Below are 20,668 nucleotides of genomic sequence, written 5' to 3' on the forward strand. Positions count from 1 at the left end.
TAAAATAAAAAATTGGCTATATATACATCAATTAAAAAACCGATATAAAACCCATCTTTTTAGGTGGGAGAGAGGATCTGGCCATGCATAGAAGCGGTCAGTGCCTTTTTCAGCCACATGCGAAGGAAAAACAGAAAGAGCAAACGAGTGGAGGTTACTTTTTATTCTGCATAGCAGGAATGTAGATGTCGAAAAATGAAAAGGGATTTATATAAAAATATTATATTAAAAATAGGCAGGAGAGAAATATGCAAGTAAAGTGGTTTGATGAAAGAGACTAATTGTTTGATTGGAAAATTAGTTTCTTTTTTTGTGAATACAGTTTGCATATGAGCAGAATTACTTCATTCATTATAAAAATAATCTTGATTAAAAAGAAAAGGTAGGAGTAGGGAGGTTTGAGGAGTTTATGTAAAGTAAACTTGACGTAAAGTTTGCTTTACATTTATACTCTGTGTAAGGAGGAGGGGAATATTTCCTTGGAAAACAAAATGGTAGAGTACAGAAAAAAATTTGGCCTGTCACAAGAGAAGTTAGCTGAAAAACTTGGCGTTTCTAGACAGACTATTATTTCAATTGAAAAAGGAAAATATGATCCATCACTTCCTTTAGCATTTGAAATTGCGAAAACATTTCAGACAACGATAGAAAATGTATTTATTTATGAAGGGAAAGAGAAGTAAATCTACATAAGGGGGAAATAAAGATGAACTACTCACAAAAGTATTTTTTGATTATGGGGATTATCTTTTCGGCTATGAGTGGATTTATGCTATTTATAGGTATAATGGCGCATTCTTCACCACCGCCACAAACGTACACATTACTAGCAATGACAGTCATGTGCTTTTGCTTAAGTTATCTCCATCCACAATTTAAGGAGAAAGACGAAAGGATGAAGTTAATCCGTCAAAAAGGAATGTTCTATTCCTACTTTGCGTTGTTGGCGTACTATATTCTATTTTCTATCGGATTAAATTTAAAGATAATAACATTGTCTGCTGCAGAACTGCTCAACATTTTAGCGGCATTAACAATTTGTACGGTCTTTATTTCATTCGTTATTTTGTCTAAAAAATATTAAAGCTGGAATGAGAAAGGTGAATCAGATAGATGCAAAGTATATATGCTTTTGGGTTAGCTCTGCTTTTATTTTTAGCAGTGTACTTATTTATTCGTAAGGACATACAAGGGAATACATTGACGAAGAGAGGTTTCTATAAGCTGATCGGGTGTTTGGGCGTAATGCTTGTAGGCATTATCGTGATGATTGTCTTGGTAAGTAAGCGATTATAAGAAAAGGATAGAATGAAAACCCTGTTTTTGTTTTGGTGTCAAAAATAGGGTTTTTATTATGGCATGATAGAGAGTGATTATATATACATCAATTAAAAAAACGATATAAAACCGTTCTTTTTAGGTGGGAGAGAGCATCTGGCCATGCATAGAAGCGGTCAGGGCCTTTTTCCGCCACATGCGAAGTAAAAACAGAACGAGCAAACGAGTGGAGGTTACTTTTTATTCTGCATAGCAGGGATTTAGATGTCGAAAAATAAAAATAGCTTTATATAAATTGTATCTTTTCTATACAAGTGATTCACTGCGAAATGTTTCAAGGAAATGCATAGCGACTTTTGAAAGGGAACGATTTTTTAGCCATATAACGGCGGAGTCGGATGTAATGGTAGAGTCTTCTATGTCAACGATTTTTATACCATTTAAAGGGAGTGCGATGAGAGTTGATTTTGGGAGTAGTGTAAATCCAACACCGGATCTAACTAGTGATAGAAGCATAGCTGCATCTGGACAATCGCAAATAATATTTGGTTTTAATCCGTGTTTTTTAAAGCCGTCAATGACTTGCTCATAAAGACCGAGCCCTTTTATACGCTGCAGTAACATAAGCGGGGCATTGGCGAGTTCTTTCATTGGGATCATTGTCCGATTATCTGCGCTTTCATTAGGTATGACCGCAACGAATTTATCTGTAGGTAACGGAAGGGAAGAAAAGTCCTCCATCTCTAACGGAAGTCGTACAATGGCAAGTTCAATCTCCCGGTTCTTTATAGACTGCGCAAGACGAAATGAATCTCCCTCATGTAGACGAAAGGTAACGAGTGGATATTTTTCACGAAATAAGCGGAGTCTTTCTGGTAAATGAGAGAACGATGATTTCACGGAGCCGATTGATAAGGTTCCTTTTAACCCATTTCCTACCTCTTTTACTTCTATAATTGCTTCATCAAATTGATTTAAAAGTTCTTGTGCTTTTTTAAATAAAACACTTCCGGCTTCTGTGAGCTCTAATTTTCTCCCGTTTCTTTCTAACAATTGAACACCAAGTTCTTGTTCTAGTAATTTCAATTGTTGACTTAATGGGGGTTGTGCCATATGAAGCTTTTTTGCTGCTCGTGTAATTTGACCTTCTTGTGCAATTGTGAAGAAATAGCGAAGTTGTCTAATATCCACACTACCTACCTCCTGTAGCTAAGTATATTTTTTTCGTATTGAATGCCAACTTTTTTAGTATTTTTCATCTATGATATCACATGATACAGTAACACTGTAATTAATTTTCAGATAAGTTCGACTTTTACAAAAAAAGATTTCTGTTAAATGCGTGCAGAAGTACAAATGAAAAAGGGGAGACTTTAAGATGGCTAAATTCGCAGAAGCAAAGAAAAAATTGAGAGGTTCTATCGCTCCAATTATTACGCCATTTGATGAGAGCGGTTCGATTGATTTTGAAACGCTAGAAAATCTAATTAATTGGCATATAGAAAGTGGAAGTCATGGTATTTCGGTTACAGGTACAACGGGAGAACCAAGTTCATTAAAGATTGAAGAACGTGTACAAGTAATGGAGGCGGCGGCAAAGGCGATTCGTGGACGAGTTCCTTTTGTGCCAGGGACAGGTTCTACCAATCATGAAGAGACATTGTATTTAACGAAAAAGGCACAAGAAATTGGTGCAGATGCAGCGCTTGTTATTGTGCCTTATTATAATAAACCATCACAGCATGCGTTATATAAACATTTTAAAATTGTCGCGGATTCTGTTGATATTCCAATTATTATTTATAACATTCCAGGAAGAACAGCTGTAAATCTACAAGTCGAGACGATCGCTAAACTGAATAAAGATTGTCCGAACATTATTGGAGTGAAAGAGTCGAATAAAGACTTTGAACACATTAATCGCGTTCTTTTAAACTGCGGAAGAGATTTTCTTTTATTCTCCGGTATTGAATTGTTATGTTATCCAATGCTAGCAATTGGTGGTGCAGGACATATTAGTGCTACCGCTAACGTTGCACCGAAACAAGTTGCAGAAATATATGATGCTTGGAATGAAGGGGATGTAAAGCGTGCATTAAATCTTCATTATGAGTTAATGCCGCTCAATGATGTTTTATTTAAAGATACAAACCCAGCTCCTTTAAAAGCAGCGTTAGGAATGATGGGGAAAATTAAACCTGTATTACGTTTACCAATGGATGTTCCAACGCAGGAATTACAAGATGAAATTCGTGAGGTTTTAAAGCAGTATGTAGAATTACCAGAAAGTATTATATCTAGATAAGAACATGGCCCCTTTAGATTAAAGGGGCACAATAGCTGAGCTGTGGAGGGAAGAGGATGCATACGGAAGCAAAGAATGCCCAAAAATACAGAGCACATGAGCAAGTGCAAAATATAGATTTATATATTAACGGGGAATTTATACCGGCGCAATCAGGTAAAGTATTTACAAATATGAATCCGTTTACAAATGAAGAGATTAATAGAGTAGCAGAGGGTAGTACTGCAGATATAAATGCGGCAGTAACTGCAGCAAAGGTGGCTTTTGAAAAGGGGCCATGGGGTAAGATGAAAATCGAAGAGAGAATGAAATATATAAATCGCATTGCCGATTTAATTGATGCAGAAATAGAAGAAATCGCCTATTTGGAAGCGTTAGATACGGGCCTTCCTATTAGTCAAACGAGAAACATGACGTCTCGAGCAGCTGAAAATTTTCGTTTTTATGCAAGAATGGTTCAGACGAAATTACATGGTGAATCGTATCCAGTTAACCGTGAGTTTATTAACTACACTGTGTATAATCCAATCGGGGTTGTTGGACTTATTACCCCATGGAATGCACCGTTCATGTTAGAAACTTGGAAAGTTGCTCCAGCATTAGCTACTGGGAATACGGTTGTCTTGAAGCCTGCTGAATTATCTCCTTTAACAGTTAACAAGCTTGCGGAAATTATTGATAAAGCAGAAGTGCCAAAAGGAGTATTTAATGTAGTTCATGGGTTTGGAGAAACTGCTGGTGCGGCTCTTGTTGCACATAAAGATGTGAAAGCGATATCATTTACGGGCGAAACAACGACAGGTTCTATCATTATTAAAAATGCTGCTGACACGTTAAAGAAAACATCAATGGAACTTGGCGGTAAATCCCCTCTTATTGTATTTGATGATGCAGATTTAGATCGTTCTTTAGATGCGACTGTTTGGGGGATTTTCTCATTTAACGGAGAGCGCTGTACAGCAAATTCTCGTTTATTACTTCACAAAAATATTAAAGATCAATTCATTGAAAAATTAAAAGAACGTGTGGGATATATTACGATGGGTGATCCGATGGACCCAGCAACAGAACTCGGACCTTTAATTGAAAAAGAACATTTTCAAAAAGTACAAGAGTACATTGAGCTTGCAAAAGAAGAAGGTTGTGAGGTTGTACAAGGGATTGTTCCAGAAGAGATTAAGGCAGGGAACTTTGTACCACCAACTTTATTATTACATGCAAAAAATGATATGCGTGTATGCCAAGAAGAAATTTTTGGTCCTGTTATGGCTGTTATTGAATTTGAAACAGAAGAAGAAGCAATCGCAATTGCAAATGACGTCAGATATGGCCTTGCTGGTTATGTTTGGACAAATGATATAAAGAGAGGTCATCGTCTTGCACAGTCGATCGAAGCGGGGATGTTATGGGTGAATGCGCAAAATGTACGCGATCTTCGTATTCCGTTTGGTGGAGCAAAAGATAGCGGAATCGGAAGAGAAGGCGGTCACTATGCAATTTTTGAATTTTATACAGAACCAAAGGTAATTCATGTTGCGATTGGAGAGCATCATATTCCGAAGTTTGGAAAAAAGAAATAGACGTTAGGAAAAAATAGCGGGAACGACTTTCCATATATACATCAATTAAAAAACCGACATAAAACCCATCTTTTTAGGTGGGCGAGAGCATCTGGCCATGCATAGAAGCGGTCAGAGCCTTTTTCTGCCACATGCGAAGTAAAAACAGAAAGAGTAAGCGAGTATAGGTTACTTTTTATTCTGCATAGCAGGGATGTAGATGTCGAAAAATTAAAACGGATTTGTATATAAAAATAATAGTTTTTCGAAAGGGGAGAGTGAAATGCCAGCAAAAACGGGAAAAGAATATATTGAAAGAGTAGATCAAGCGAACGCGAATGTATGGATTGACGGGAAGAGAGTAGAAGGGAAGATTTCAGAACACCCCGCTTTTAAAGGAGTTATGAAAACACAATCTGAGTTATATGATATGCAGCATGACAAAGAGAAAGCGGAGTATATGACTTATACTTCTCCGACTACGGGAGAGCGTGTAGGTACTTCGTTTCTACAACCAAAAACAAAAGAAGATCTAGAAATGCGCCGCAAGATGATACAAGAATGGGCCAAGTATAACGGCGGCATGATGGGACGCTCTCCAGATTATATTAATGCCGGTATGATGGCTTACGGATCGGCTTCAGAAATGTTTGGAAAGCAGGATGCATTTTATGCGAAAAATATGGCTGAATACTATGAATATTGCAGGGAGAATGATTTGTCTTTAACGCATACATTAATTCAGCCTCAAGTGAATCGTGCTGTAAATGCTGCTCAATTACCTGATCCTTATATCGCAGCTCGCATCGTAGAGAAAACCTCTGAAGGCGTAGTGATTCGAGGAGCACGTTTACTAGCAACGCAGGGTGGAATTACAGATGAAATTATGGTATTCCCTTCAACTCTTTTAAAACAATCCGAAGAGGAAAATCCATATGCATATGCGTTTTCGATTCCAAATAACACACCGGGATTAAAGTTTATTTGCCGGGAATCGTTTGATTATGGGAAGTCCCATTTTGATCATCCGCTCGGATCACGCTTTGAAGAGATGGACACAATTGTCGTATTTGACGATGTGGTGGTGCCTTGGAATCGTGTATTCGCTCTAGGTGATGTGGGGGTTTGTAACCAAGCTTACAATGAGAGCAATGCAGTTGTTCATATGACACATCAAGTTGTCTCAAAAAATATTGCGAAAACCGAATTTGTATTAGGCATTCTTCAGTTAATGGTAGAAACAATCAATATTGGTCAGTTTCAACACGTACAAGAGAAGATGTCAGAAGTCATTATGGCGCTGGAGACCGTGAAAGCGTATGTGACAGCGGCAGAAGCAAATGCAAAACTGGATAAGTGGGGCATTATGACACCAGACTTTACGCCATTAAACGTTGCGCGTCATTATTATCCAAAAATTTATCCAAGGTTCAGTGAAATTATGCAATTACTTGGAGCAAGTGGTTTAATGGCGATTCCATCAGAGTCAGACTTCAAGTCAGATTTACGTCCAGATTTAGATAAATATTTACAAGCAGCAAACGGGGATGCGTATAATCGCGTTAAACTTTACCGACTTGCTTGGGACGTTTGTATGAGTGCATTTGGTACGAGACAGACATTATATGAGCGTTTCTTTTTTGGAGATCCAGTTAGAATGGCAAGTGCGTTGTACAACGGCTACGATAAACAAGTGTATGTGGATCGTGTAACAGAGTTTTTAAATCGTTCTGAAGAGTTGGTCGAAAAAGCATAAAAGGATAGAAAAAGAAACTCGGAGGTGGAAGGGATGGATTTTAATATTATTCGAATTGCAAGAGCAGTAATTCATGTAAAGGATTTGGAGCGCTCGAGGGAATTTTATGTAAACGCTTTAGGATTTATCGAAACAGAGTGTGATGAAGAACACATTTACTTAAGAGGATTAGAAGAGCATGTTCATCACAGTTTAGTACTAAAAAAATCAGATCAGCTAGGCGTTCAGGCGCTCGGTTATAAAGTAAAGAGTGAAGAAGATTTAGATAAACTAGCAGCGTTTTTCCAATCAAAAGGATTAAAAACAAAGTGGAAAGAGGAAGGGACACAATATGCACTTGGAAGAGCATTACATGTGCATGATATATCAGGTATGCCGCTTGAATTCTTCTGTAAGATGACAGGTGCGGAGCGTATGATTCAGCGTTATGACCAGTACAGAGGAGCGAGAATCCAACGAATTGATCATGTGAATTGTGCTGTCCCTGATGTGGAGAAAGCTTACAATTTCTTTGTGAATGAACTCGGTTTTGCGTGTTCCGAATATACGGCAACAGAAGATGATCGCGTATGGGCAGCTTGGCTTCACCGAAAACAAACCGTGCATGATCAAGCATTTATGAATGGAGAAGGACCAAGGCTTCATCATATTGGTTTTTGGTTACCAGACCCGTTGGCACTGATTCATTGCTGTGATGTACTCGCATCTCTCGGTTATGGAGCAAATATTGAAAGAGGACCTGGTCGTCATGGATTATCCAATGCGTTCTTCTTATATTTAAGGGATCCAGATGGGTATCGAATCGAACTTTATAACGGAGATTATTTAACAAGTGATCCAGACTTTAATCCAGTGCGCTGGGATTTAAATGATCCAAGACGCCAAACATTCTGGGGGCATAAAGCACCGGATAGCTGGTTTAATGAGACATCACCATTTCTAGATATTGAAACAGGTGAAAGAATACAGGAAGCAAGTCCTACGTTAGAACAACGAAAACCAGATTTTGTTTTGTAGATTGGCAGATAGTATAGGAAATCACCTTTTTTGAAGTGAACAGTTTAATGAAAAGGGGTAGGTGTTAAGGTGAAGACGATTTATATTCAACATCCAATTTCTAAAGCGTTACGAGATGAAGCTGAAGAATGTGTGCTTGCACTTGGCTTCTTTGATGGAGTTCATATGGGGCATAAACAGCTGATTAGGGCGGCGAAAGAGGTTGCACGTCAGAAAAATATAACATTTGCTGTAATGACTTTTTATCCGCACCCAAGAGACATTATTGATTCCTCTCAAAGTCCAATGAAATATTTAACTCCTTTGCAAGTGAAAGAAGAACGCTTTAAAAATATGGGGGTTGAAAAACTAATCGTGGTGAAATTTGATCCAATATTTGCCCGCCTATCCCATGAAGAATTTGTAGAAGCATATATTGTAGGATTTCGATGCCAGCATGTTGTTGCTGGTTTCGACTATCACTATGGATATAAGGGCCAAGGAAATATGCTGTTACTGAAAGAGCAAGGCCGGAAACGATTTGATGTTACAACGATTTCAAAAGTAGAGCATAGTTATAACAAGATCAGTTCAACTGCCATTCGGCAGTTGCTGGCAATGGGATCAGCACACGATATTCCGGCGTACCTTGGGGATTATTATGAAATAAGAGGAAGAGTGAAAAAATCAGCTTCTTTTTATCAAACCTATAGGTTTGCCGAAATTTTAGTAGATAAAGAGTATATGCTACCAGTACATGGTGTCTATCATGTTGAAGTAGAAATAGATAATCGTGTATATAAAGGCGTATGTCAACAAATCTCCCAACATAATGATGTGCAATCTCTCCTTCTTCAGTTATCAAACTGCTCTGTAGATTTATCGCAAAAACATGTGAAAGTAAAATGGATTCAATATATTTTTGGGAAACAACATGCATATGATATGAATCGATATTTTTTGTCAGGCGATTTAGCGATGTAATGTGAAAAATAAAGAGAAGCGTTAAATTGGTATAAAACTGAGTAAAGGGTGAGGTGGGTTTTATATGATAAAATCCAGTAAAAACATAAATTATAAGAAGATTGCAAACTCGGAAAAGTTTAAAGAATTATTGAATGCTAGAAAGAAGTTTACCGTTTCCGTTACGATTTTTTTCATTTGTTTTGCCTTACTTCTTCCTATTTTAACATTAGATACCGATATTTTAACAAAGCCGGTTATTGGTGCAATATCATGGGCCTGGATATTTGCTTTTGCACAATTTGTGATGACAGGGGTAATTTGTCATTTATATGTAAAAAAAGCGGCCTATTTTGATACATTAGCTGAGGAAGTATTAACAGAAGAGGCAGAAGGGAGACAAGCAGATGGATTTTAAAGTTGTGACAATGTTTGGATTGATTGTCGTGATTACACTTTTGATTACATATTATGCCTCGAAAAAAACAAGTAATGCGAGTTCTTTTTATACAGCCGGAGGGGGATTGAAGGGATGGCAAAATGGGTTTGCCATCGCTGGTGACTTTATGTCAGCTTCTTCTTTTTTAGGTTTAATCGGAGCGATTTCACTTTTGGGATATGATGGTTTCTTCTTAATGTACGGTGCACTTGTCTCCTATTTAGTTGTATTACTTTTAGTAGCAGAACCTCTTCGGAATCTTGGAAAGTATACGCTAGCAGACATGATCACGGAGCGTTTTCAAAATAAAAAGATTCGTGGTGTTACTGCATTTAATGCACTTGTGATTTCGGTTTTTTATATGCTTGCACAGCTTGTAGCCGCAGGATCATTATTTAAGTTATTATTAAATATTAATTATGAAATATCGGTAGTCATTGTGGGACTTGTTATGCTCATTTTTGTTATTTTTGGTGGTATGACGGCTACAAGCTGGGTTCAAATTACAAAAGCTTTTCTTCTGTTAGGCGGGACATTTATTATTTTTATGATGGTAATGACCAAATTTGATTTTAATATTTTACGGATTTTTGAAGAAATGAAAACAGCTACTCCCCTAAAAGAAGCCTATTTAAATCCAGGTGCAAAATATACGAATGGGTTAGATGCATTTTCATTAACACTCGGGTTAATTCTTGGTACAGCTGGACTTCCACATGTTCTTAGTCGCTTTTTGACAGTGCCAAACGCAAAAGTGGCACGGAAATCCGTCGTGTATTCGATTTGGATCATCGGTTTATTTTATATCATGGTAATATTTTTAGGGTTTGCGGCAGCAAAATTTGTCGGGGCTGCAGATATTATGGCGGCAAATCCAGCTGGAAATATGGCTGCACCATTACTTGCAAAAATATTAGGTGGTGACATATTATTCGCCGTTATATCAGCTGTTTCTTTTGCGACTATTCTTGCTGTAGTAGCAGGTATTGTTGTAACAGGTGCTACTGCATTCTCTCACGATTTTTATAATGAAATTATTCGGGAAGGAAAAGCGACCCAGAAAGAACAGCTTCGTATGGCGCGGCTTGCATCTATTGGGATCACCATCTTTTCTATTATTCTAGCGTTATTTGTTCAAAAAATGAATGTTGCATTTCTTGCCTCACTAGCGTTAACTGTTGCAGCGAGTTCTAATTTACCGGTTATTTTATTTACTGTATATTGGAAGCGTTTTAATATAGCTGGAGCTATTACAGGAATGCTCGTTGGTTTATTTGGAAGTATGATTCTTGTTGCACTAAGTCCAAGTGTGTGGAGTCCAAAAGTAGGACAGGCGCTCTTTGTTGGAGAACCATTATTCCCGTTAACATCTCCAGGAATTGTCTCTATTCCGTTAGGGTTTTTAGGAGCTTATCTAGGTACAATCCTATTTGCGAAAAGAAGTAAGACTGGTAATTTTGAAGAAATATTAGTGAAGTCGAATACAGGAAGTGATGTGAAGGGTGTTAGTCATCACTAAGTTAAATATTTGTTCATTAGGGGTGAGAAAATGAGTAAGGTAAAGTTTAAGTTTTGTGGTGCACAGCAGATAGAAGAAGGAGAAGTAAATTTAGTAGAAGACATAATCAAGTGGAATGGAAAGCATTATGAGAATAATGAACTAGCATTAGATGTTCCAAATACAGGAAATATATATGGAACATTGTTGAATTATAAAGGAGTACTTGCGGCATTAGGAAATTCGGTACGTGAATTACCATATAAACAAGCGCCAAGTGCTCCTATTTTGTATATAAAACCTGCGAATACGATTATTGCCAGGGGAATGTCCATTCCGTTGCCAAGTGAAGTAGAAGAGTTAGAAGTTGGCGCAGCTCTTGGAATTGTAATCGGAAAGAGGGCAACGGGAGTACGTGAGGAGCAGGCGCTGGAATATATAGCTGGTTATACAATTGTGAATGATATTAGCGTGCCACATGATAGCGTATATCGTCCCGCTGTGAAGCAAAAAGCACGCGATGGATTTTGTCCAGTTGGTCCATGGATTATGGATCGAGATGCTGTAGAAAATCCAGATCGTTTAGAGATACAAGTGTATATCAATGGTGTATTACGGCAGGAGAATAATACGGAAAACTTAGTTAGGCCAGTAGCACGCCTCATTGCTGATGTGACAGAATTTATGACATTAAATGAAGGAGACATACTGCTTGTTGGTGTTCCAGAAAATCCGCCCCTTGTAAAAGACGGAGATATCATTCGAATTGAGATCGAAGGAATTGGAAGCTTAGAAAATAAGGTTGTACTTGAAAAAGAACTTGTGAGAGGAGGGGCACGATGAAGAGAGCACGTGTCGCATACGCTGGTGCTATTTATAACGCTACTGAAGTAGATGGCCAGTTGAAATTAGATGATGGACGTCTTCTATCGGAAGAAGAAGTGACGTGGTTACCGCCAGTTGAGCCACGAACAGTATTTGCCTTAGGTTTAAACTATGCAGATCACGCAAAAGAATTATCATTCAATGCCCCAACAGAACCGCTTGTCTTTTTAAAAGGGCCTAACACATTCATCGGCCACCGTGGTCAAACGTATCGTCCAGAAGACGCAACGTATATGCATTATGAATGTGAACTAGCAGTCGTAATTGGTAAAACAGCTCGAAATGTAAAGAAAGAGGAGGCATACGATTACGTCGCAGGCTATACAGTAGCGAATGACTATGCCATACGGGATTACTTAGAAAATTATTATCGCCCGAACCTTAGGGTAAAAAATCGTGATACATGTACGCCAATCGGTCCATGGCTTGTAGATGCAGCTGACATTGACAATCCAATGAACTTAACGCTCCGTACGTATGTAAATGGACAGTTGACACAAGAAGGAACAACAAAAGATATGATTTTTGATATTCCAGCTTTAATAGAATACTTAAGCAGCTTTATGACGCTAAGTAAAGGGGACATCATTTTAACAGGTACACCAGAAGGACTGGTTAATACCGCGGTTGGAGACGAAGTGATTACAGAAATTGAAGGAATTGGACGCTTAATAAATACAATTGTTGGTGAGGAAAAGTTTTCTAAACAATAGAAAGAAAAACAAAAGAGTAGCTATATATACATCAATTAAAAAACCGGCATAACCCCCTTTTTTTAGGTGGGAGAGAGCATCTGGCCGTGCATAGAGGCGGTTAAGGCCTTTTTCTGCCACATGCGAGGGAAAAACAGAACGAGCAAACGAGTGTAGGTTACTTTTTATTCTGCATAGCAGGGAGTTAGATGTCGAAAAATTAAAATGGATGTATATAATAAAGAGGCTACTCTCATTCTCGTTATACATAAAAAGAAGGGAGCTATATGCATGCCGCATTTTATTGTAGAGTATACAAATAATATAAAGGAAGAAGCGAATATTGCGGATTTATTAAAAAAAGTAAACCACATACTAATCTCACGAAGTGATATCTTTCCAACAGGAGGTATTCGTTCAAGAGCAATTGAACTAGAAGATTACTATATTGCAGATGGAAAAGAAGATGATGCATTTGTCCATGCTACATTTAAAATCGGAGCAGGCAGAACAGAAGAAGATAAAACAGAAACATGCAATCACATCTTCAATATGATGAAAGAGCACTTCGCCGATCTAGCTGCAAAGCGGTATTTTGCACTATCGATGGAACTCGCAGAGTTTAGTGAGGCAGGGACGTATAAGTGGAATAATATTCATAGAAGGTTTCGGGGATAGGAAATATGAATGAGAGCTGACTTCGATATTGGAGTCAGCTCTCATTCATATTTCCAGGTATCTTTTTGGAAAGATTAAATTTTAGTATATGCTGCTCGTAAAACAAAAGTATTTTTTACGGAGATAATAAAACCGTACAAGAGTTACTTGATAAGTTTACAGAAAAAGGAACTGTTGTTCAGTTTTTGTTCAGAGAGCCGATTTATAATTTGGGTGTAGATGTAATTCGTTTAAGAAGAGCTGAAAATAAGACGGTATAAAATTGGTTCTGATGCAAAAACTTTGAGGTAATTGTAACGAGTTCTCAAACTTGGCCACACTGATACTAGTACTCTACAAAAAGGACGTGATCAGTATGGCCCTGGATTATATATACATCAATTAAAAAAACGACATAAAACCCCTCTTTTTAGATGGGAGAGAGCATCTGGCCATGCATAGAAGCGGTCAGTGCCTTTTCCTGCCACATACAAGGGTAAAAACAAAGGGGGAATGCAAGTGCAGGTTATGTTTTATTCTGCATAGCATCGATTTATATGTTGAAAAATGAAAAGGGACTTATATAAGTAAAGGGAGAATGAGAATGGAAGTCTATCACATGCACAGTTTTATGAATAAAGAAATGGAAACAAAACAAGATGAAATAATTTTTAGTTTACATATATGTGAAGAAAATGAATTTGATGCTAGTTTAACAAAATCAACAACATTATCTTTTACTATCACACCAACAAATATAAAAATCACCACAAAAAAATGGACTAATTATAGTCCAGGAAGTATGATTGGCAAAAACTATATCATTCCTACTCAAGCTTTTAATTATCTTTTACCTATTATTTGTGAAAATGAGGAGGAAATAATTATTCAAATGGATTGCTTTGGAACACATGGGGAACTGTTACTGAAAGAGAAATTGTTTATTCTTAAAAACAATGATACGAAAATTACTACTTTTTTTGAAAACTTAAATGAAAATATAAATCAAGCTTTAAGGTTATTTCAAAATCAGTATATGTAATGCGTTTATTGTATATGTATTTTTTAATAATAAAATAATGTGTAAATATGGTAGAGTTAATAGCGTGAATATTCTTTTTAATCGAGAGTCAAAAAAGGAGAGAGAGAAAATGAAATTCATCGGAATAAAGCCATATTTACATGTACGGACAGCAGAAAAACCTGTATATCATCCAACTGGTGAAAGCTTAAATTTTATTACAAATATTACTGGGCTCCCGCAAGTATGGGAATTAAAAAAGGGCGATGATTGGCCTACACAAATATCTTTCACGGATGAAAGAATTATCTTTATGGAATATATCTCGGGAACAACAAAGCGTATTATCGGGATGGATGCTGGTGTAAATGAACGTCAACAGTTATTTCTTTTAGAAGATGATGGGGAGTTAATTCCATTAACTGATTCACCTGATTATATCCATCATTATGGCGGAAGCTCTCCAGATGGAAAGTGGATAGCGTGGGCAAGTAATCGTCGCCATATAGCACATTTTGATATGTACATACAATCTCTAGAAACGTATGAAATTCGAAAAGTATTTGATGGTGATGGACTTTATTTTGCAATGAAATGGTCACCAAGTGGTGATTTATTGCTTATTCAAAAGGCTAACTCTAATCTAGATAATGACCTTGGATTATTGCATCTTGAGAGTGGGGAAGTAAATTGGGTAACGAAGCATGAAGGAGAAGCAAGATTCGAATGCCCAAACTTCAATAAGGATGGAGATCATGTATATGTTCTCACTAATATGGGCCAAGAATTTGTAGGATTAGGAGTGATTAATCTTGCAACAAGCCATTTTACTTGGCTTGACCAACGAGATTGGGATCTGGAAGGCTTACAAATGAGTAATAATAAACAGTTATTAGCGTATTCAATCAATGAAGGTGGGATTTCTAAAGGAGTTTTATTGAACCTTCAGGATAAAACGATTGAATCGTGGGATACACCAAACGGAGTTATTACAGATATTACTTTTTCGCAAGATGATGCTAGATTATCCTATGTTTTAAATGGGGCAACACACCCCTCAGACATATGGGAGTTGGATTTGAAAATAAAGAAAAATGCTCGACTTACCTATGTATCACAGTCCCCTGTTGTGGAACATGCGCTAGTGGAACCAGAGCTTATTCATTTTACTTCATTTGATGGGTTAGAAGTACCAGCGTTTTTTTATAAACCACAACAGGTTAAAAATGAGAAGCTTCCAGTAGTAGTATTTGTTCATGGGGGGCCTGAAAGTCAGATTCGTGCCGTTTACAACCCTTTTCTTCAATATTTCTTAAATCGAGGGTATGCAGTATGTACACCGAATGTTCGTGGTAGTACTGGATACGGGAAAGCATACACTCATCTTGATGATGTTCGAAAACGAATGCATTCAGTTCAAGATCTTACTTATTTAGTAGAATGGTTAAAGACAGAAGGAAATGCTGATCCAAGTAAAATCGCAATTATGGGCCGCAGTTATGGTGGATTTATGGTTCTTGCTGCCATCACGCATTATCCTGATTTGTGGTCTGTGGCAATTGATATTGTTGGTATTTCCAGTCTTAAAACGTTTTTACAGAATACAAGTCCGTGGCGCCGTAAATTAAGAGAGGCAGAATACGGGTGTATTGAAGCAGATGGGGACTTTTTTGATGAGATAGATCCATTACATCGTACTGATCAGATTAAATGTCCGGTAATGTTGCTTCATGGTGCCAATGATCCTCGTGTTCCAATTGAAGAAACAGAACAAATCGTTAATGAGCTAAAAGAACGAGATCATCCAGTTTCATATATTCGATTTGAAGATGAAGGACATTTTTTCGTCAAACTAAAAAATAATATTACAGCCTACACGAGTGTTGCTGAGTTCTTAAATCAGTATATTGGAAATGAATGATGGGAAACTCCCTATAAAAGGGGTAGATTTGTTTCATCAATTTTATAGAAGTATCATAATCGACATAGCTATAGATAGCTATGTTTTTTTATTTTCCTTATAGAATCCTTATAATTGTCGTTTATTCTAGATTCACAATATACGAGGAGGAAGTTTAGAAATGAATGAGATGATTTTAGAAACAAAAAATCTTTGCAAAGTATTTCAAAAGCAAAGGGTAGTACAAGATATTTCACTTTCTGTACCGAAACATTCAATCTATGGGTTGTTAGGTGCTAATGGAGCGGGAAAATCGACTACCTTGAAAATGATAACGGGCATGCTTACGCCTACTTCTGGTGAGGTTTATTTTGAGGGTCATAAATGGACGCGGCACGATTTACATTCTATTGGTGCTTTGATTGAATCCCCTCCGCTTTATGAAAATTTAACAGCAAGAGAAAATTTGCAGGTTCGTACGACTACTTTAGGTTTGCCTAAATCAAGGATGGATGAGGTATTGCATGTTGTGGAGCTAGAGAATACAGGTAAGAAAAAGGCGGGAAAATTTTCTATGGGAATGAAACAGCGATTGGGAATTGCCATTGCATTGCTTAATCATCCTAAGCTTTTAATACTAGACGAACCAATGAATGGACTTGATCCTTTTGGGATCCAGGAATTAAGAGAATTGATCCTTTCTTTTCCTAGCAAAGGAATTACTGTTATTTTATCCAGTCATATTTTAAGTGAAGTAAGTCAAATTGCAGATCATGTTGGGATTATATCTAACGGCGTATTGGGGTATCAGGGGGAACTGAATAAGAATGACGACTTGGAAAACTTATTTATACAAGTAGCTGGAAAATATAGAAGGGAGGCATAAGAAATGATTCCATATCTTGTATCTGAAAAAATTAAAATAAGACATACTTTTTTGAATAAACTTATATGGCTAGCTCCATTAGCTACAATATTGCTTGTTTTTTTATTATCGGGGGATTATTTTCAATTATCTAGCTACAACTGGTGGTACATTAACATGCTTCCAGGAATGCTTTCTTTAAGTTGTGTACTTCTTGCAGAGAAGGATAGAAAAATGAATAATCGGACCATTTTATCTTTACCCGTTTCATTAAAACGAGTATGGATTTCTAAAGTATTACTGATTTTAGGAATTGTAATCTGTTCCTGCATGATTTTTTTCTGTGGAATCCAGTTATCTAGTTTACTATTAAATAAAGAGGATTTCCGAATCATTCCTGCGGCGAATGCATTATTAGGAAGTATTCTTTTGATCGTTACTTTTATGTGGCAGATTCCTATATGCTTGTTTTTAGGTAACAAAATAGGTCTATTTCCGACGGTTCTATTGAATATAGGAGCAAATGGAGTCTTAGGGGTTCTATTGGCAACAGAAAGTATTTGGATGATTAGCCCATATGCATATCCAAGCAGACTCATGATTCCTATTTTGAAAATACTACCGAATGGTTTGTATGCAGAACCAGGAAGTGTAACGTTCACACCAGAGCTCCTTTCCTACCATGTAATACTGCCAGGAGTAGTCATTTCTGTAATGCTGTTCCTTTTATTCACTTATGTGACGGCAAAATGGTTTGAAAAACAGGAGGCAAAATAAAATGGGAGTTCTGTCGAGGGTATTAAGAGCTGATTTTCTAAAGGTGAAGGGTACGATTTTTTACTGGATGCACATAGTGATGCCAATAATCGGGATTGTTCTTTTTTTAAGTTATTATTCCTTTTCAAAATTTGATTCTATGAATAAAGTTTCAGTCTATATACAAGTATTATCGATATCTTTTCCTTTACTAATTAGTATTGTATGTTCTTTTGTTGTGGAACAGGAAGCGTTGGCAGGGAATTTTAAAGAACTTTTATCAACGGAATACGGAAGGCGTAAAGCATTTGTTAGTAAAGTATGTTTGCTTTTAATATGCGGGTTTTGTTCTACTATATTGGCAGTAGTTGGGTTTGCGGCAGGTTTTCATTTTCTGCTGGGACAGAATGAATTTCCACTTTCTTTATATGTTGAGACTTCCCTCATTCTTTTTGGATGTCAAATCTTTATGTATATATTTCATCTGTTCTTGAACTTTCGCTTTAGTAAAGGTGCTTCCATTGGGATTGGAATTATAGAAAGCTTGCTGGCAGCTTTAATGCTTACAGGGCTGGGGGATGTGATTTGGAAATACACTCCATGCGCGTGGGGCGCGAGATTGTGTGATAGTTTTTTTCATGCTCTACAAGTAGATACTGAAATGGGAGCAGTTATTTGTATTTGCTTAACAATCATTGCGTTTATTCTTTCACTTATATGGTTTTCCTTTTATGAAGGACGAAAAGAAATGTAAACACATTTTGTAAAGGCAGCATTATAATGGAAGCGAGAGGAGGGATTCTGTATGGCAAAAATATTAGCAATTGATGATGAAGAAGGCATCCTTTATATTATAAAAAGTGCTTTAGAGAAAGAAGGACATGAGGTAACTGCCGTTAGCGATCCTCTTACTATTTCAAAGGATAAATATTGTCATTATGATTTAATTCTATTAGATGTCATGATGCCGGAAATAGATGGATTTACACTTTGTAAGGAGATCCGAGATTTGGTAGATAGTCCTATTGTGTTTTTAACTGCCAAAACAATGGAAAAGGATCTGATCACAGGTCTTAGCCTTGGCGGAGATGACTATATTACAAAACCTTTTGGAATTGGCGGACTGCGTGCAAGAGTGTCAGCACATGTAAGGCGTGAACATAGGGAAAAGCAAAATGCATTTTTTCTGTCAGGTCTTAAATTTAATCTATCGTGTAAAGAAGTATGGTATGACGATACGGTGATAGCATTTACCAAAAGCGAGTACGGAATTTGTGAGTATTTAGCTTTGAATCACGGTCAAGTATTTTCAAGAGAAAAGATTTATGAAAATGTTTTTGGGTATGATGGCGAAAGTGATAATCTGGTAATTGTGGAACATATTAAAAATATCCGTCATAAATTATCTAAGTATAGCATGAATCCAATAGAAACAGTATGGGGAATCGGATATAAATGGAAAAAGTAAAAAAACAAGTAAATCTCCGTAAAATTTTTATACGGTATATCTTCGCATTTTCAATAGGAACGATTGCTTTAGTTGCTTTTCTTCTTATCCTGTTTGAGATTGGAATTAATGCAGGGATAATCCTTCCAGCAAATTATTATGAAAAACAGATTGAATCGCAAAGAGACGCCATAGTAAAAGCGGAACAGGGCGATGATCGGATTCTAAAACAATATAGATATGTTGTGTATGACTTTTCAGGTAAAGTAATGCAAGGGAATATTAATAAAAATTATGCAAGGCAAATATGGGATAACATACAGAACAATGAAACAGGTGACGTGAAATACCACTATGCAATTATGAAACGAAATAAAGATATTTGTGTAGTTTTATATACTTTGCATGCCAATTATAACAATCTCTTTTTGCAGAAGTATTTACCAAATCCAGATGTTTGTTCGATTGTACTTTTTATCCTATTATTTGTTGTAGAAGTGTTATTTTTATCTCGTTATTTTGGCAAATCATTGTCAAAGGAAATGCTAATTTTGAAAAAGGTAACTGATAAAATTCAAATGGAAGATTTAGATTTTCAAGTAGAGCAATCTAAAATAATAGAGGTTAATGAGATATTAAATTCCTTAGTAAAAATGAAAGATGAACTGAATGATTCCTTATATAAACAGTGGGAGCTGGAAACGGATCGAAGAGAACAGATTGCTGCATTAGCACATGACATAAAAACTCCATTAACGATACTAAGAGGAAATGCTGAGCTATTAAATGAAGAAACGTTGGATTCGGAGCAGAATAAATATAATCAACATATTTTGAAAAGTGTTGATGAAATGGAAATGTATATTCAATCTTTGCTCGACATGACTAAATTTGAGGAAAGCACTGCACTTCAATTTAAGCAAATAGAAACCAAGAACTTTATTAAAAATATTATGGAGGAAAGTGCAATTTGTGCTTTGGACAAACAGTTAAATCTAATCAAAGAGGTTAAGGAAATACCGAAATTTATTTACGCTGATGAAGCTGCTTTGAAAAGAGCAATTATGAATGTAATGATAAATGCAATTGAATATTCTCCAGCAAATGGTGACTTGATTTTTTCAATTGAAACCATTAATAGGAAAGTCCGATTTATTGTCGAGGATACAGGAAAAGGATTTACAAAAGAAGAAATGGATTCGGCCACAGAGCAGTTTTATAGAGGAGATAAAAGTAGAAATTCAAAAAATCATTATGGTATCGGACTATACATTGCCAAAAGCTTTGTAAAGCAGCATGGCGGAAATATTTACTTAAGTAATTCAGAAAAGCTGCGTGGTGCAAAAGTTGTTTTGGAAATATTAATGTAATGGAGAAAATGCACAAGACACACATTCCTTGTGAAAAGAGGCATTATTAAAATAGAGTAGTAGAATTATTAGCAGTGTATGTAACACATAAAGATGCTTGGAATATGATCCAAGCGGTTTTAACACTAATGGATGTCTGATTAAACTATATAAATCCATTTTCATTTTTCGACATCTAACTCCCTACTATGCAGAATAAAAAGTAACCTACACTCTAATCTGTACCCTTTGTAAAGGACATTTTGAAAAAAGTTATGCAACATCAAGCAGATGATTTCTGT

At 36.6% G+C, this 20,668-nt stretch carries 21 protein-coding genes; 20 read left to right on the top strand and 1 reads right to left on the bottom strand.

The genetic code is table 11. The annotated features are described in order from the left end of the window. The first annotated feature begins 479 nt into the window (after window positions 1–479). The 3 genes from ACIQ7L_RS19960 to ACIQ7L_RS19970 are packed head-to-tail and all read left to right on the top strand — an operon-like array spanning window position 480 to window position 1,296. Complete coding sequence (locus tag ACIQ7L_RS19960) at window positions 480–683, top strand: helix-turn-helix transcriptional regulator (RefSeq protein WP_097895985.1); 204 nt, start codon at window positions 480–482, stop codon at window positions 681–683. Between the two features lie 23 nt (window positions 684–706). Then, complete coding sequence (locus ACIQ7L_RS19965) at window positions 707–1,084, top strand: permease (RefSeq protein WP_400571161.1); 378 nt, start codon at window positions 707–709, stop codon at window positions 1,082–1,084. A gap of 29 nt (window positions 1,085–1,113) precedes the next feature. Then, window positions 1,114–1,296, top strand: a complete 183-nt coding sequence (locus ACIQ7L_RS19970; protein WP_400571162.1) for a DUF3976 domain-containing protein — start codon at window positions 1,114–1,116, stop codon at window positions 1,294–1,296. 288 nt (window positions 1,297–1,584) lie between these two features. On the opposite strand, the gene ACIQ7L_RS19975 is transcribed toward ACIQ7L_RS19970, so the two are convergent. Next, entirely contained in the window at window positions 1,585–2,469 is an 885-nt protein-coding gene (locus ACIQ7L_RS19975) for a LysR family transcriptional regulator (RefSeq protein WP_400571163.1), read from the bottom strand. Between the two features lie 187 nt (window positions 2,470–2,656). On the opposite strand from ACIQ7L_RS19975, the gene hpaI reads away from it, so the two are divergent. The 17 genes from hpaI to ACIQ7L_RS20060 all read left to right on the top strand — a co-directional run bounded on the left by hpaI (window position 2,657) and on the right by ACIQ7L_RS20060 (window position 20,387). Then, window positions 2,657–3,583, top strand: coding sequence for a 2,4-dihydroxyhept-2-ene-1,7-dioic acid aldolase (hpaI, locus tag ACIQ7L_RS19980; protein WP_400571164.1), 927 nt, complete (start codon window positions 2,657–2,659; stop codon window positions 3,581–3,583). Window positions 3,584–3,639: 56 nt separating this feature from the next. Continuing rightward, window positions 3,640–5,163, top strand: coding sequence for a 5-carboxymethyl-2-hydroxymuconate semialdehyde dehydrogenase (gene hpaE, locus ACIQ7L_RS19985; protein WP_400571165.1), 1,524 nt, complete (start codon window positions 3,640–3,642; stop codon window positions 5,161–5,163). Window positions 5,164–5,425: 262 nt separating this feature from the next. Next, on the top strand, window positions 5,426–6,898 hold the full coding sequence (hpaB, locus tag ACIQ7L_RS19990) for a 4-hydroxyphenylacetate 3-monooxygenase, oxygenase component (protein ID WP_400571166.1): 1,473 nt from the start codon (window positions 5,426–5,428) through the stop codon (window positions 6,896–6,898). 33 nt (window positions 6,899–6,931) lie between these two features. Further along, window positions 6,932–7,915: a 3,4-dihydroxyphenylacetate 2,3-dioxygenase gene (hpaD, locus tag ACIQ7L_RS19995; protein WP_097896001.1), complete on the top strand. Its 984-nt coding sequence runs from the start codon at window positions 6,932–6,934 to the stop codon at window positions 7,913–7,915. Between the two features lie 69 nt (window positions 7,916–7,984). Further along, the gene (locus ACIQ7L_RS20000; RefSeq protein WP_400571167.1) at window positions 7,985–8,878 is read left to right on the top strand and encodes a riboflavin kinase; all 894 of its coding nucleotides are present in this window, start codon (window positions 7,985–7,987) and stop codon (window positions 8,876–8,878) included. A gap of 64 nt (window positions 8,879–8,942) precedes the next feature. Beyond that, the gene (locus ACIQ7L_RS20005; RefSeq protein ID WP_400571168.1) at window positions 8,943–9,275 is read left to right on the top strand and encodes a DUF485 domain-containing protein; all 333 of its coding nucleotides are present in this window, start codon (window positions 8,943–8,945) and stop codon (window positions 9,273–9,275) included. Further along, the gene (locus tag ACIQ7L_RS20010) at window positions 9,265–10,815 is read left to right on the top strand and encodes a solute symporter family protein (RefSeq protein WP_400571169.1); all 1,551 of its coding nucleotides are present in this window, start codon (window positions 9,265–9,267) and stop codon (window positions 10,813–10,815) included. The genes ACIQ7L_RS20005 and ACIQ7L_RS20010 overlap by 11 nt, the downstream gene beginning before the upstream one ends. Before the next feature lie 30 nt (window positions 10,816–10,845). Then, window positions 10,846–11,637, top strand: a complete 792-nt coding sequence (locus ACIQ7L_RS20015; protein WP_400571170.1) for a fumarylacetoacetate hydrolase family protein — start codon at window positions 10,846–10,848, stop codon at window positions 11,635–11,637. Further along, complete coding sequence (locus ACIQ7L_RS20020; RefSeq protein ID WP_400571171.1) at window positions 11,634–12,392, top strand: fumarylacetoacetate hydrolase family protein; 759 nt, start codon at window positions 11,634–11,636, stop codon at window positions 12,390–12,392. The genes ACIQ7L_RS20015 and ACIQ7L_RS20020 overlap by 4 nt, the downstream gene beginning before the upstream one ends. Before the next feature lie 270 nt (window positions 12,393–12,662). Continuing rightward, window positions 12,663–13,049: a 5-carboxymethyl-2-hydroxymuconate Delta-isomerase gene (locus tag ACIQ7L_RS20025; RefSeq protein WP_400571172.1), complete on the top strand. Its 387-nt coding sequence runs from the start codon at window positions 12,663–12,665 to the stop codon at window positions 13,047–13,049. 583 nt (window positions 13,050–13,632) lie between these two features. Continuing rightward, window positions 13,633–14,070 carry a DUF3978 family protein gene (locus ACIQ7L_RS20030; RefSeq protein WP_400571173.1) on the top strand — a complete coding sequence of 146 codons (438 nt, stop codon included), beginning with the start codon at window positions 13,633–13,635 and terminating at the stop codon, window positions 14,068–14,070. A 109-nt stretch (window positions 14,071–14,179) separates the two neighbouring features. After that, window positions 14,180–15,970 (top strand): S9 family peptidase, encoded by a 1,791-nt coding sequence (locus tag ACIQ7L_RS20035; RefSeq protein WP_400571174.1) that lies wholly within the window; start codon window positions 14,180–14,182, stop codon window positions 15,968–15,970. Between the two features lie 160 nt (window positions 15,971–16,130). Beyond that, window positions 16,131–16,835, top strand: coding sequence for a lantibiotic protection ABC transporter ATP-binding protein (locus ACIQ7L_RS20040; RefSeq protein ID WP_400571175.1), 705 nt, complete (start codon window positions 16,131–16,133; stop codon window positions 16,833–16,835). Between the two features lie 3 nt (window positions 16,836–16,838). Beyond that, window positions 16,839–17,591: a lantibiotic immunity ABC transporter MutE/EpiE family permease subunit gene (locus tag ACIQ7L_RS20045; protein WP_400571176.1), complete on the top strand. Its 753-nt coding sequence runs from the start codon at window positions 16,839–16,841 to the stop codon at window positions 17,589–17,591. Window position 17,592: 1 nt separating this feature from the next. After that, on the top strand, window positions 17,593–18,324 hold the full coding sequence (locus ACIQ7L_RS20050; RefSeq protein ID WP_400571177.1) for a lantibiotic immunity ABC transporter MutG family permease subunit: 732 nt from the start codon (window positions 17,593–17,595) through the stop codon (window positions 18,322–18,324). A gap of 51 nt (window positions 18,325–18,375) precedes the next feature. Further along, window positions 18,376–19,038, top strand: a complete 663-nt coding sequence (locus tag ACIQ7L_RS20055) for a response regulator transcription factor (RefSeq protein ID WP_400571178.1) — start codon at window positions 18,376–18,378, stop codon at window positions 19,036–19,038. Beyond that, window positions 19,026–20,387 carry a sensor histidine kinase gene (locus ACIQ7L_RS20060; RefSeq protein WP_400571179.1) on the top strand — a complete coding sequence of 454 codons (1,362 nt, stop codon included), beginning with the start codon at window positions 19,026–19,028 and terminating at the stop codon, window positions 20,385–20,387. The genes ACIQ7L_RS20055 and ACIQ7L_RS20060 overlap by 13 nt, the downstream gene beginning before the upstream one ends. Window positions 20,388–20,668 lie beyond the last annotated feature (281 nt).

It is taken from the genome of Bacillus sp. NPDC094106 (assembly GCF_044764345.1).
Classification (GTDB): Bacteria; Bacillota; Bacilli; order Bacillales; family Bacillaceae_G; genus Bacillus_A.

Coding starts and splice junctions, on each gene's coding strand:
- ACIQ7L_RS19965 (WP_400571161.1), top strand. CDS start 707: ATGAACTACTCACAAAAGTATTTTTTGATTATGGGGATTATCTTTTCG.
- ACIQ7L_RS19970 (WP_400571162.1), top strand. CDS start 1,114: ATGCAAAGTATATATGCTTTTGGGTTAGCTCTGCTTTTATTTTTAGCA.
- hpaI (WP_400571164.1), top strand. CDS start 2,657: ATGGCTAAATTCGCAGAAGCAAAGAAAAAATTGAGAGGTTCTATCGCT.
- hpaE (WP_400571165.1), top strand. CDS start 3,640: ATGCATACGGAAGCAAAGAATGCCCAAAAATACAGAGCACATGAGCAA.
- hpaB (WP_400571166.1), top strand. CDS start 5,426: ATGCCAGCAAAAACGGGAAAAGAATATATTGAAAGAGTAGATCAAGCG.
- hpaD (WP_097896001.1), top strand. CDS start 6,932: ATGGATTTTAATATTATTCGAATTGCAAGAGCAGTAATTCATGTAAAG.
- ACIQ7L_RS20005 (WP_400571168.1), top strand. CDS start 8,943: ATGATAAAATCCAGTAAAAACATAAATTATAAGAAGATTGCAAACTCG.
- ACIQ7L_RS20010 (WP_400571169.1), top strand. CDS start 9,265: ATGGATTTTAAAGTTGTGACAATGTTTGGATTGATTGTCGTGATTACA.
- ACIQ7L_RS20015 (WP_400571170.1), top strand. CDS start 10,846: ATGAGTAAGGTAAAGTTTAAGTTTTGTGGTGCACAGCAGATAGAAGAA.
- ACIQ7L_RS20020 (WP_400571171.1), top strand. CDS start 11,634: ATGAAGAGAGCACGTGTCGCATACGCTGGTGCTATTTATAACGCTACT.
- ACIQ7L_RS20025 (WP_400571172.1), top strand. CDS start 12,663: ATGCCGCATTTTATTGTAGAGTATACAAATAATATAAAGGAAGAAGCG.
- ACIQ7L_RS20030 (WP_400571173.1), top strand. CDS start 13,633: ATGGAAGTCTATCACATGCACAGTTTTATGAATAAAGAAATGGAAACA.
- ACIQ7L_RS20035 (WP_400571174.1), top strand. CDS start 14,180: ATGAAATTCATCGGAATAAAGCCATATTTACATGTACGGACAGCAGAA.
- ACIQ7L_RS20040 (WP_400571175.1), top strand. CDS start 16,131: ATGAATGAGATGATTTTAGAAACAAAAAATCTTTGCAAAGTATTTCAA.
- ACIQ7L_RS20045 (WP_400571176.1), top strand. CDS start 16,839: ATGATTCCATATCTTGTATCTGAAAAAATTAAAATAAGACATACTTTT.
- ACIQ7L_RS20050 (WP_400571177.1), top strand. CDS start 17,593: ATGGGAGTTCTGTCGAGGGTATTAAGAGCTGATTTTCTAAAGGTGAAG.
- ACIQ7L_RS20055 (WP_400571178.1), top strand. CDS start 18,376: ATGGCAAAAATATTAGCAATTGATGATGAAGAAGGCATCCTTTATATT.
- ACIQ7L_RS20060 (WP_400571179.1), top strand. CDS start 19,026: ATGGAAAAAGTAAAAAAACAAGTAAATCTCCGTAAAATTTTTATACGG.